The 11577-nt window shown below is 71.8% G+C and carries 13 protein-coding genes; 3 read left to right on the top strand and 10 right to left on the bottom strand.

Features of this window, described 5'->3' with window-relative positions:
• Positions 1–156: 156 nt before the first annotated feature.
• From H0E84_RS19015 to H0E84_RS18970, 10 genes are all read right to left on the bottom strand, one after another.
• Positions 157–1176, bottom strand: coding sequence for a tetratricopeptide repeat protein (locus tag H0E84_RS19015; protein WP_180680231.1), 1020 nt, complete (start codon positions 1174–1176; stop codon positions 157–159).
• Entirely contained in the window at positions 1170–1622 is a 453-nt protein-coding gene (locus H0E84_RS19010; protein ID WP_180680230.1) for a cytochrome c-type biogenesis protein, read from the bottom strand. Before H0E84_RS19010 ends, H0E84_RS19015 begins: the two co-directional genes overlap by 7 nt.
• A 203-nt stretch (positions 1623–1825) precedes the next feature.
• Entirely contained in the window at positions 1826–2377 is a 552-nt protein-coding gene (locus H0E84_RS19005; protein WP_180680229.1) for a DsbE family thiol:disulfide interchange protein, read from the bottom strand.
• A complete protein-coding gene (locus H0E84_RS19000; RefSeq protein ID WP_180680228.1) occupies positions 2374–4296 on the bottom strand; it encodes a heme lyase CcmF/NrfE family subunit in 1923 nt (640 codons plus the stop codon). Before H0E84_RS19000 ends, H0E84_RS19005 begins: the two co-directional genes overlap by 4 nt.
• A 57-nt stretch (positions 4297–4353) precedes the next feature.
• On the bottom strand, positions 4354–4836 hold the full coding sequence (gene ccmE, locus H0E84_RS18995; protein ID WP_180680227.1) for a cytochrome c maturation protein CcmE: 483 nt from the start codon (positions 4834–4836) through the stop codon (positions 4354–4356).
• Entirely contained in the window at positions 4833–4997 is a 165-nt protein-coding gene (gene ccmD, locus H0E84_RS18990) for a heme exporter protein CcmD (protein WP_180680226.1), read from the bottom strand. Before ccmD ends, ccmE begins: the two co-directional genes overlap by 4 nt.
• Positions 4994–5743, bottom strand: a complete 750-nt coding sequence (gene ccmC / locus H0E84_RS18985) for a heme ABC transporter permease CcmC (RefSeq protein ID WP_180680225.1) — start codon at positions 5741–5743, stop codon at positions 4994–4996. Before ccmC ends, ccmD begins: the two co-directional genes overlap by 4 nt.
• A gap of 67 nt (positions 5744–5810) precedes the next feature.
• Positions 5811–6497, bottom strand: coding sequence for a heme exporter protein CcmB (gene ccmB / locus H0E84_RS18980; RefSeq protein ID WP_180680224.1), 687 nt, complete (start codon positions 6495–6497; stop codon positions 5811–5813).
• 3 nt (positions 6498–6500) lie between these two features.
• Complete coding sequence (ccmA, locus tag H0E84_RS18975) at positions 6501–7226, bottom strand: heme ABC exporter ATP-binding protein CcmA (protein WP_180680223.1); 726 nt, start codon at positions 7224–7226, stop codon at positions 6501–6503.
• A gap of 4 nt (positions 7227–7230) precedes the next feature.
• Positions 7231–7770, bottom strand: a complete 540-nt coding sequence (locus tag H0E84_RS18970; RefSeq protein ID WP_180680222.1) for a DUF3293 domain-containing protein — start codon at positions 7768–7770, stop codon at positions 7231–7233.
• A gap of 50 nt (positions 7771–7820) precedes the next feature.
• Between H0E84_RS18970 and H0E84_RS18965 the strand changes: the two genes are divergently transcribed.
• The 3 genes from H0E84_RS18965 to H0E84_RS18955 all read left to right on the top strand — a co-directional run bounded on the left by H0E84_RS18965 (position 7821) and on the right by H0E84_RS18955 (position 11159).
• Positions 7821–8969 (top strand): pyridoxal phosphate-dependent aminotransferase, encoded by a 1149-nt coding sequence (locus H0E84_RS18965; protein WP_180680221.1) that lies wholly within the window; start codon positions 7821–7823, stop codon positions 8967–8969.
• A gap of 116 nt (positions 8970–9085) precedes the next feature.
• Positions 9086–10333 carry a serine hydrolase domain-containing protein gene (locus H0E84_RS18960; protein ID WP_180680220.1) on the top strand — a complete coding sequence of 416 codons (1248 nt, stop codon included), beginning with the start codon at positions 9086–9088 and terminating at the stop codon, positions 10331–10333.
• A 19-nt stretch (positions 10334–10352) separates the two neighbouring features.
• Positions 10353–11159, top strand: coding sequence for an amidohydrolase (locus H0E84_RS18955; protein WP_180680219.1), 807 nt, complete (start codon positions 10353–10355; stop codon positions 11157–11159).
• Positions 11160–11577: the final 418 nt, after the last annotated feature.

Below are 11577 nucleotides of genomic sequence, written 5' to 3'. Positions count from 1 at the left end.
GGGGCGCCGCACCGGCCCTGGACACGGCGCCGAGGCTTCCGGCGCTGTTCCGCGGTCCGTTGTGTCCGGGGCGAGGACGATCGTGGAAGCGCAGCCTGCCCGAGCGAGGGGCTCTTGCGGATGCGCCGGACCGCTGCCGCGTGGCCTGCTATTGGCCTAGTGGTCGGCGCCCAGCGTCAGCTCCACGATGTCGCTCGAAGGCAGCGCGACGCGTACCGCTTTGGAGGCGATGTCGCCCTCCTGCGGCGTGGCGCTGCCGCTGGAGGAGATGCGCGCCAGGATCTCCACTTCGGACAGTTCCGACAGCTTCTGCGTGGGCATCGGACTGTCGCCGTCGCCGAGGGTGAGCCTCAGCGGCAGTTCCGCCACGCTGCGCTTCTGCGCCGCCACCGGCATCGGCGGGCCTCCAGGAATGCGCGCGATGACGAACACGCTGGCCCGCGGGTCGAGGCGCACGCGAGCGGCGAACTCCGGATCGAGGGCGACGTGCACGCGCACGCCTTCGGTGGCCGCGGCCGCGGGGGCGTCGGCTCCGCTGCGGTCCAGCGGCGGCAGGCCGCCCGCCTGGCGGGCGAGGTCGATCTGTTCGCGCAGTCCGGCCGCGGCCTCGGGGCCGAGGCCGGGCAACAGCGGCTCCCAGATCTCTGCGGCTTCGGCGTCGCGTCCGGCCTGGCGTCGGGCGATGCCCAGGAACAGGCGCGCGCGCTCCTGGTCCGGATCGTCCCGCAGGACCCCTTCGAGGATGGCGATGGCCTCCTCGTCGAAGTGGGAGCGCGGATCGGCCTGGGCGCGCGACTCGGCGTACTCCAGTTGCGCGCCGACGTCCTCGGGCGCCAGTTTCGCGGCCCGCGCGAACGCGTCGCGCGCGTCCTCCGCACGCTCTTCCTCGCGATAGGCGCGGCCGAGCAGGCGCCAGCCCTCGGCCTGCCGCGGGTCGCGCTCGAGGTCGGCCTCGAGGCGGGCGATCGCCTCGGCCAGGGTGCGCGGCGTCTCGCGCTGCGCCGGCTCCAGGCCCGCCGGCGTGCCGACCAGGCTGTACAGCGACAGCGCGAACACCGGCACCGCCACCACGATCCCGGCGAACAGACCGCGCTGCGCGCGCAGCGGCCACGCCAGCGCGAAGGACGTCGCGACCACCAGCACGCCCGCCAGCAGCAGGAAGGGCAGGCTCACCATTCCTGGCCCTCGTCCTCGGGCACCGCCCGCTGCGCGGCGCTGCGCCTGCGCACCACGCGGTAAATCGCTACAGCGCCGCCGAGCAGCAGCAGGGCCGGTCCGAACCACAGCAGCCAGGTGGCCGCGCCCATGCGTGGGCGGTACAGCACGAACTCGCCGTAGCGGTCGACCAGGTGCTGGCGGATCTGCGCATCGTCCAGGTCGCGCCGCATCAGTATCAGCACCTCGCGGCGCAGGTCGTGGGCGATCTGGGCGTTGGAGTCGGCCAGCGACTGGTTCTGGCACATCACGCAGCGCAGCTCGGCCACCAGGCCGCGGAAACGCTCTTCCTCGGCGCGGTCGCGGAACTGCAGCGGCGCCGGATCCTGCGCCGCCTGCGCGAGCGCGGCCCCGGGCAGCAGCACCAGCAGCACGGCCAGAGCCGCAACGACGAACAGCGTTGCCATCCCTGTCTCGCGATCCCAGGCTGGATGACAGCGCCCCCCGTAGAGCGGAGCTTGCTCCGCTGCTCCTCGCCTGCGGCCCGGGACAGAGCGGCCGCCACCCCCGTAGAACCGAGCTTGCTCGGCTGCGCTTTGGCTCTGGCCCTGGCTTCGGAGCCGGGACCAGCGGCCCAAGCTCCGCTCTACGGTCGGTGGGGAGGCACCGTTCATTGCAGCCGCTCCAGCGCCGGTACGAGTTCGTCGCGCACGTCGGCGTCGGTCATCGGGCCGACGTGCTTCCAGCGCACGATGCCCTCGGCGTCGACCAGGAATGTCTCCGGCGCACCGTAGATGCCCCATTCGATGGCGCTGTGGCCCTCGTAGTCCACCAGCACCATCCAGTAGGGGTTGCCGAACTGCTCCAGCCAGCGCAGCGCATCGGCGTGTTCGTCCTTCCAGTTGTAGCCGATCACGCGGACCCGGCGGGTCTCGGCGAAGCGGGTCAGCACGCCGTGCTCCTCGCGGCAGCCCGGACACCAGCTGCCCCAGACGTTGAGCACGTAGGGCGCGCCGCGCAGCTGTTCCGAACCGACCAGCCTCCCCGGCTCGTGCAGCACCGGCAGCTCGAACTGCGGCGCCGGCCGGCCGATCAGCGGCGAGGGCAGGGCGTCGCGGCCCGGGTCGCGGCTCATCCAGACCCCGGCGGCGAGCAGCGCGGCGATCGCGCCGAACACCGCCAGCGGCAGCCAGCGCAGGTTGCGGCTGCGGGCTCCGGTCATGCGGGCTTCTCCGGCAGGCGGCGGAAGCGACGGTCGGCGGCGGTGACGAAGCCGCCGAGCGCCATCAGCGCCGCACCGGCCCAGATCCAGCGCACGAACGGCTTGACGTGCGCGCGCACGGCCCAGGCGTCGCCGCCCAGCGGCTCGCCGAGCGCGGCGAAGACGTCGCCGGACAGGCCGGGGTGGATCGCCGCCTCGGTCATCACCTGGCCGCCGCTGGCGTAGTGGCGCTTCTCGGGACGCATCATCGCCACGGGCCTGCCGTCGCGCGACAGCTGCACGGTGCCGCGGTCGGCGGTGTAGTTCGGCCCACGCACGCGCTCGACGCCGTCGAAGCGGAACGCGTGGCGGCCGATCTCGATCGACTCTCCGGGCCGCAGCGCCACCTCGCGCTGCACGTTCAGCCCCTCGACCAGCAGCGCCCCGACCACGAACAGGGCGATGCCGAAGTGCGCCAGGCTCATCCCCAGCATCTCCGCGGTCATCCGCCCGCCCGCCGAGCGCAGCCGCGACCACACGAAGCGCAGCGTGCCCAGGCCGACCCAGAGCGCGCCGGCGACGCCGGCCGCGGCCTTCCAGGGCCCCTGCGGCGCGACGAAGAACGCCGCCGCCCCGCCCAGCAGTGCGAGCACGAACCACGGCAGCAGCATCGCCGTCGGCCGCGACATGTCCTCGCGCTGCCAGCGCGTCAGCGGCCCGAACGGCAGCAGCAGCACCAGCGGCGCCATCAGCACCAGGAACAGCGTGCCGAAGTACGGCGGGCCCACCGAGATCTTGCCGAGGTCGAGGGCGTCCGCCAGCAGCGGATACAGCGTGCCCAGCAGCACCATCGCGCAGGCGGCGACCAGCAGCAGGTTGTTGAGCAGCAGCAGGGTCTCGCGCGAGCGCGCGGCGAACGGCTTGCCGTCCTCGTTGTCCGGGGCGCGCAGCGCGTACAGCAGCAGCGACGCGCCGACCACCAGGCCGAGGAACACCAGGATGAACAGCCCGCGCGAGGGATCGGCCGCGAAGCTGTGCACGCTGGTCAGCACTCCGGAGCGCACCAGGAACGCGCCCAGCAGCGACAGCGAGAACGTGGCGATCGCCAGCAGCAGGGTCCAGCCGCGGAAACTGCCGCGTTTCTCGGTGACCGCCTGCGAATGGATCAGCGCGGCGCCGGCCAGCCACGGCATGAAGCTGGCGTTTTCCACCGGGTCCCAGAACCACCAGCCGCCCCAGCCGAGCTCGTAGTAGGCCCACCAGCTGCCCAGCGCGATGCCCATGGTCAGGAAGCCCCAGGCGACGTTGGTCCACGGCCGGGTCCAGCGCAGCCAGCGCACGTCGACCCGGCCGTCGAGCAACGCCGCGATCGCGAACGCGAACGGCACCACGAATCCGGCGTAGCCGATGTACAGCAGCGGCGGGTGGACGATCATCCCCGGGTCCTGCAGCAGCGGGTTGAGGTCGCGGCCCTCCACCGCCGCCGGCAGCAGGCGGTCGAACGGATTGCTGGTGAAGATGGTGAACGCCAGGAAGCCCAGCGACACCGCGCCCATCACCCCCAGCACCCGTGCCGTCACCTCGGGCGGCAGGCTGCGCGAGAACCGCGCCACCGCGCCGTTCCACAGCGCGATGATCAGCACCCACAGCAGTAGCGAGCCCTCATGGCCGCCCCAGACCGCGGTGTAGCGGTAGATCATCGGCAGCAGCGAGTTGGAGTTCTCGGCGACATAGAGCACCGAGAAGTCCTGGGCGACGAACGCGCGGGTCAGCAGCGCGTAGGCGAGCGCCACCAGCGCCAGCTGCAGCCAGGCGGCCGGGCGCGCCATCGCCATCCACGGGGCGATGCCGCGGTGCGCGCCGAGCAGCGGCAGCACCGTCTGCAGCGCCGCGGCGACCAGCGCGAGCAGGAGCGCGATCTGGCCGAGTTCAGGCAGCATCCGGTGCGCTCCGCGTATGCGGCGCCGCTGCGCGGGCGACGGTCGGGAGGGCGCCGATCAACGGCTCGCTTCCGGGTCCGCCGGCGTTTCCACACCGTGTTTCTCGTGCGCCAGCCCCATCTTGTCGGCGACTTCCTTGGGCACGTAGGTCTCGTCGTGCTTGGCCAGGACCTGTTCGGCGACGAAGACGCCGTCCTGCATGCGGCCGGTGGCGACCACCGCCTGGTTCTCGCGGAACAGGTCCGGAAGGATGCCGGTGTAGACCACCGGCAGCTCGGCATCGCCGTCGTCGACCAGGAACCGCGCCTGCATCGAGCCGCTTTCGCGGCTGAAGGAGCCGCCGGCGACCATGCCGCCGAGCCGGAAGCGCGCCTGTCCGGAGGAGACGGCCTCCCCGGCGCGCCCGTCGAGCACTTCGGCCGGGGTGTAGAGATAGGCGATGTTGCGCTGCAGGGCCATCGCCACCAGCGTCGCGGCGATTGCGGCGGCGGCGACCAGGGCGACCACGAACAGCAGGCGGCGGCGGCGGACGGGATTCATCGGGGCGGTTCCTGCGAAGAGAGGCGTGCGGTGCGGCGTCTGGCGAGCAGCGCCAGCGCGCGCAACAGCTGGCGGGTGCGGATGCGCGGGGCGACGAAGTCCCACAGCAGCACCACGGCGAACACCAGGTAGGCGGCGAGCACATAGCTGCCGTAGCTCATGGCCGCGGCTCCACCAGCCGCCGCACCCAGTCCTTGCCGGCCTCGCGCTGCAGATTGTCGGCGCGGGCGCGGGCCAGCAGCGAACCGACGAACCACAGCTTGGTGCCGACCAGCATCCAGATCAGCGGCGGCAGCATGCTGGCGTCCATCGACGACTCGCCGAACACGCGGATGGTCTGGCCCTGGTGCAGCGAGTTCCACCACAGCACCGAGTAGCGGATCACCGGCAGCAGCACCACGCCGACGATCGCCAGCAGCCCGGCGGCGCGCGCGGCGGCGCGGCGGTCGTCGATGGCGCCGTACAGGCCGATCACCCCGAGGTACAGGAACAACAGGATCAGCTGGCTGGTCAGGCGCGGGTCCCAGTCCCACCAGGTGCCCCACATCGGCTTGCCCCAGATGCTGCCGGTGGCCAGGGTGATCACGGTGAAGGCCGCGCCGATCGGCGCGCAGGCCATCGCCAGGATCTCGCACAGCTTGATCCGCCACACCAGCGCGATCGCCGCGTACAGCGCCATCAGCGCATACACGGCCAGGCTCATCCAGGCGCTCGGCACGTGGATGTAGAGGATCCTGAAGCTGTCGCCCTGCTGGTAGTCCGCGGGCGCCAGGAACAGCGCGCCGTAGACGCCCCAGGCCATCGCCAGCACGCCGAGCCCGTAGCCCCACGGCGCCCAGCGCGCGGCGAAGCGGTCGAAGGTGGGCGGCGAGCCGAGTTGGTGGAACCAGCGAAGGACGGGATTCATTCGTTCTGTTGGCTCCCCCGTGTGGGCGGGGAAGACGGTCGGTGGCGGTGGGTACGGTTGGAGACGTTCAGTGGAGCGCGATCCGGATCGCCGCGGCGGCGGCCACCGGCGCCAGCACCAGCGCCAGCGCCAGGCCGGCTCCCAGCATCAGCAGCGCGCCGGCGGGGTCGTGTCCCTGCGCGGCCAGCGCGACGCTGCCGGCCCCGAACACCAGCACCGGCACGTACAGCGGCAACGCCAGCAGCGCCAATAGGATACCGGAGCGGCGCATGCCGACGGTTAATGCGGCCACCACCGCGCCGAGCAGGCTGAGCAGCGGCGTGCCCAGCGCCAGCGAGGCCAGCAGCGCCGGCAGTTGCGCGTGCGGCAGCTGCAGCAGTTCGGCCAGCAGCGGCGCCGCCAGCAGCAGCGGCAGCGCGGTGGTGGCCCAGTGGGTGGCGGTGCGCACCAGGACCAGCCAGGCCAGCGGCACCGGCGCCAGCATCCACTGCTCCAGCGAGCCGTCTTCGGCATCGCCGCGGAACAGCGTGTCCAGCGCCAGCAGCCCCGACAGCAGCACCGCGACCCAGAGCACCGCCGGCGCCACGGCCGCCAGGACCTCGGCCTCGCCGCCGAGCGCCAGCGCGAACAGCACGATCACCAGCAGCGCGAACAGCGCCGGCTGCAGGGCGTCGCCGCGGCGGCGCCAGAGCAGGCGCAGGTCGCGCAGGACCAGCGCCTTGGCGGTGCCGGCCAGGGTGGGGATGGCGTCCATCGGCTAGCCCGCGTCCCGCCGGCCGGGGGCTGCCGCCGCGTGCGACCCTCCCGCGGCCATGGCCGTGGGCGCCCCGGCGCTCGGCGGCTCCGCTGCGTCCCCGAGCGTCAGCGTTCGCGTGCGCACCGGCGGCGCGGCGTAGGCGCCATGGGTGGTGACCAGCGCCGCGCCGCCGTCCTCCAGATGCGCCCGCACCAGCCGGTTGACCAGGTCCACGCCCTCCAGGTCGAGGTTGGCGTAGGGCTCGTCGAGCAACCACAGCGGGGCCGGGGACAGCCACATGCGCGCCAGCGAGAGACGTTTCTTCTGTCCTGCCGAGAGCTGCCGCGCCGGGGTCTCCTCGTAGCCGGCCAGGCCGACGAGCGCCAGCGCCCGCTCCGGGTCCCGGGCCGCGCGCAGGCCGTGCAGGCCGCACAGGAACGCCAGGTTCTCGAGCGCGCCGAGGTCGGCCTTGAACGCCGGCAGGTGCCCCAGGTAGGCGATGGCGCGGGCGCGCGTGGCCGGGCTGGCGCCGCGGCCGCCGACCTCGATCGTGCCGGCGTCGGTGCGCAACAGCCCGGCGAGCACCCGCAGCAGGGTGGTCTTGCCGGCGCCGTTGCCGCCGCGCACCAGCAGCGCCTCGCCGCGGGCCACGTCGAGGTCCAGCGGGCCGAACACGGGGGTGTCGTTGCGCGAGAAGCTCAGGCCGCGTGCGGCGAGCAGGGGCGGCGGCGGGGAAACATCGGGCATCGGGTCACTCGCGGCCGGGGGGCGGCCGACGGGAGTCGGGTGCATCCGCCGGGGCCGGCGGGCCCGCGCATTGTATCCAGTCGACGCAGGGATGCGGATCCAGGTCCGCCGGCCGCGCGCCGTACATGCGCATGCGGACCGTTCGGCCGCGCTGCCAGTGCAGCACGCCGAGCTGGCCGAAGCGAAGCGCCAGCGCGTCGAGCGCGGCCGCGTCGATTCCGGCGACCAGCCAGCCCGGTTCGCGCCATCCGCCGTCCGGCGCCGCGGCCGAGGCGCGCAGCGCGCGCCGTCCGGAGGCGCGGATGGCCTGCGCCAGGTGCGCGTCGGCGGCGCGGTTGAGGGCCTCGGCGAGCGGCCGCGAGCGCGGATTCCAGGCCGAGAGCAGGCCGAAGCAGGCGGCGCCGGGCAGGGCGGCCTCGATGGCGGGCGCCGGTTCGCCGATGCGGATCGACTCCCAGTGCCCGCGCAGCCGGCAACGATAGGCCGCTTCCAGGTAGGCCTGCTGCAGCCGCGCTGTGTCGGTTTCGTCCGGGGGTGCGGCCACGGTTACACTCCGGCGCTGATCGCTTCCGCAACAGGGTAACCAGACCTCCGATGAAACCCGAGACCAAGCTGCCGCGTGTGGGCACCACGATCTTCACGGTGATGTCGCAGCTCGCCGCCGCGCACGGTGCGGTGAACCTGGGACAGGGGTTTCCGGATTTCGCGGTGCCCGAGCGCCTGGTCGATGCGCTGGCGCGGGCGATGCGCGAGGGCCACAACCAGTACGCGCCGATGACCGGGATTCCGGCGCTGCGCCAGGCGATCGCCGCCAAGCTGGCGCGCGTCTATGCGGTGCAGGCGGATGCGGATACCGAGATCACGGTCACCAGCGGCGCCACCGAGGCGATCTTCGACGCGGTGCATGCGGTGGTGCGCGCCGGCGACGAGGTGATCGTGCTCGATCCGGCCTACGACTGCTACGAGCCGGCGATCGAGCTGGCCGGTGCGCGCGCGGTGCACGTGCCGCTGCACCCGCGGACGTTCGCGCCGGACTGGGACCGGGTCGCCGCGGCGATCACGCCGGCGACGCGGATGCTGATGATCAACTCGCCGCACAATCCCTCCGGGGCGATGCTGTCGGCGACGGACCTGGACACGCTGGCCGGGCTGCTGCGGGACACCGGGATCTGGCTGCTGTCCGACGAGGTCTACGAGCACATCGTGTTCGACGGTGCGCGCCACGAGTCGGTGCTGCGCCATCCGGAGCTGCGCGCGCGTGCGTTCGTGGTATCCAGTTTCGGCAAGACCTATCACTGCACGGGCTGGAAGCTGGGCTATTGCGTGGCGCCGCCGGCGCTGTCGGAGGAGTTCCGCAAGGTGCACCAGTACAACGTGTTCTGCAGCTTCGCGCCGGCGCAGCACGCGTTCGCGGCGATGCTGGAGGCGGAGCCGGAGCACGACGAGGGGCTGGGAGCGTTCTATCAGGCCAAGCGCGACCGTTTCCGGGAGCAGCTGCTGGGGACGCGGCTGCTGCCGCTGCCGGTGCCGGGCGGGTATTTCCAGCTGGTGGACTATTCGGAGACAAGCGATCTGGACGATGCGGCGTTCTGCCGCTGGTTGACGATCGAGAAGGGCGTGGCGGCGATCCCGCTGTCGCCGTTCTACGCGTCGCCGCCGCCCGGCCAGCGCCTGGCGCGGCTGTGTTTCGCCAAGAACGCCGCGACGCTGGACGCCGCGATAGTGCGGCTGCAGAAGCTCTAATGCCGGCAGCGGCCATGCCATCGGCGTGACTTTGGTTGGTCGCCCAACAGCACATGCCCGCGGGGCATGGGCCGTGGACGATGGCGGTCCGGTTCCGCAAGCGAAGGAGTGCGTCGATGTTTCATGCGATCCAGGGCCCGTTCGCCTCGGCCCTCGCTCTCGTCCTGACTCTGGCCACGCCCGTGGTCGTTGCCGCGGAACTGTCGCCCGAGGCCCGTGCCGCGCTCGACAGCCTGCTCGAGGAAGGCCGGCAAAGCCGTAGCGATGCCGTCCTCGTTCTCCATGACGGTCGCGATATCGGCAGCTACTACCGGGACGGAACGCCGCCCGCCCCGATCGAGCTGATGTCGGCGACCAAGTCGGTGGTGGCGCTCGGCATCGGCCAGTTGCTGGCGCAGGGCGGGATCGCATCGCTGGACCAGCCGGTCGCCGACTTCTACCCGGAGTGGAAGCAGCGCGGCAAACGCGACGTCACCGTCCGCATGCTGCTCAACCACACCTCGGGCCTGCAGAACGTGATGCTGGCGACGGAGGAGATCTACCCCGCGCCCGATGCCGTGCAGCTCGCGCTGGCCGCGGACCTGGGCAGCGAGCCGGGTGCGGAATTCTTCTACAACAACAAGGCGGTCAACCTGTTGGCCGGCATCATCGAGAAGGCCTCGGGCAAGCCGATGGATGCCTTCTTCAACGACGGGCTGTTCGGCCAGCTCGGCGTCCAGGCCGCGGAATGGGACAAGGACGCAGCCGGCAATCCGTATGCGATGGCCGGCCTCCCGCTGTCCGCCGCCGATGCCGCACGCATCGGACAGCTGGTACTCGATCGCGGCAGGTACGAGGAGCGGCAGTTGGTACCGGCCGCCTTCATCGACGAGATGCTCGCGCAGGGGCAGGACGGGGAGCCGGGTTGCGGCCTGCTCTGGTGGCGGCGCCCAGCGTGGATGCATTTCAGCTACGACCCGGGCAGCGCGGCCATGCTGCGTGAAAAGGGCGTGCCGGAATCGTTGGTTCAACGGATCGACAGCGCTCTTGCCGGCGCCCGCTTCGACGGCAGGGCCGCGATGTTCGATGGCCTGCAGGAACGATTCGGCGAAGAGATGCAGGTGGTTCGAGAGGAACTGATCGAAAAACGCGGCATCGGACCCTTCCGGCTGTTCGATATCGATGAAGGGCCGGTCGTCGCCTACGAGGCCCAGGGCTATCTGGGCCAATACATCGTGGTGGTGCCGATGGCCGGGCTGGTGGCGGTGCGGCAGATCGCGGCATCGGACGGCGACGAGCCGCAGCCGCGAGATGGCTACACGGACTTCACCGGGCGGGTGATCGCGCTCGCGCAGGCGATGGGAAAGCTGCCGCCGCAACCGTGATGAGGGCACAATAGGAGGCATGGAAAACCTTCGCATCTCCCTGGTCCAGGGCATGACCCTTTGGCACGACCCGGCCGGCAATCGCGAGTACTACGGCGGACTGATCGCACCGCTGCACGGCTCCACCGACGTGGTGATCCTGCCGGAGACCTTCACCAGCGGCTTCTCCAACGAGGCCATCGACCGGGCCGAGACCATGGACGGGCCCACCGTCGCCTGGATGCGCGAGCAGGCGGCCGCCCTCGACGCCGCGGTCACCGGCAGCGTGCAGCTGCGCACGGAGCAGGGCGTGTTCAACCGCATGCTCTGGGCCACGCCCGACGGCGGACTGCGGCACTACGACAAGCGCCACCTGTTCCGCTATGCGCGCGAGCACGAGCGCTACCGCGCCGGCCGCGAAAGACTGACGGTGGAATGGAAGGGCTGGCGGATCTGTCCGCTGGTCTGCTACGACCTGCGTTTTCCGGTGTTCGCGCGCAATCGCTACGACGTCGAGCGCGCCGGCGGGCTGGACTACGACCTGCAGATCTACGTGGCCAACTGGCCGGCCGCACGCGCGTACGCCTGGAAGACCCTGCTGCGCGCGCGCGCCATCGAGAACCTGTGCTACGTCGCCGGACTCAACCGCGTCGGCCGCGATGGCAACGGCATCGACTATGCCGGCGACAGCGCGGTGATCGACTTCCTCGGCCAAGCCGTCAGCGAGTGCACCGACGCCGAGGTGATCAGCACCACGACGCTGCTGGCGGCCGAACTGGCCGCCCACCGCGAGCGCTTTCCGGCGATGCTGGACGGCGACGCGTTCGAGCTGCGCCAGGAGCGATAGATGGCGGCGGCCGATCGCGGCCCGTGCGGTTCCGGTAAGCCGTAGAGCGGAGCTTGCTCCGCTGCTCTCGGCTCCGGAGACCGCGCAGCCGAGCAAGCTCGGCTCTACGGGGGTTTTGAGCTGCGTCGCGGTCTGGCCGCCTTCGTAGAGCGGAGCTTGCTCCGCTGCTCTCGGCTCCGGAGACCGCGCAGCCGAGCAAGCTCGGCTCTACGGGGGTTTTAAGCTGCGTCGCGGTCCGGCCGCCTTCGTAGAGCGGAGCTTGCTCCGCTGCTCTCGGCTCCGGAGACCGCGCAGCCGAGCGAGCTCGGCTCTACGCAGCTCGCTCCGGGGGCAGGGCTGTCGGGCAGGGGCCGCTCCACGGGGCGCCCGGAGTGCCCTTTGCCGCGCTTTTTACAGACCGTCGTGTCTACTGGGGCTC

The sequence above is a fragment of the Luteimonas salinisoli genome, from assembly GCF_013425525.1.
GTDB classification, from domain to species: Bacteria; Pseudomonadota; Gammaproteobacteria; order Xanthomonadales; family Xanthomonadaceae; genus Luteimonas; species Luteimonas salinisoli.
This window is presented reverse-complemented; position numbering and strand designations above follow the sequence as displayed.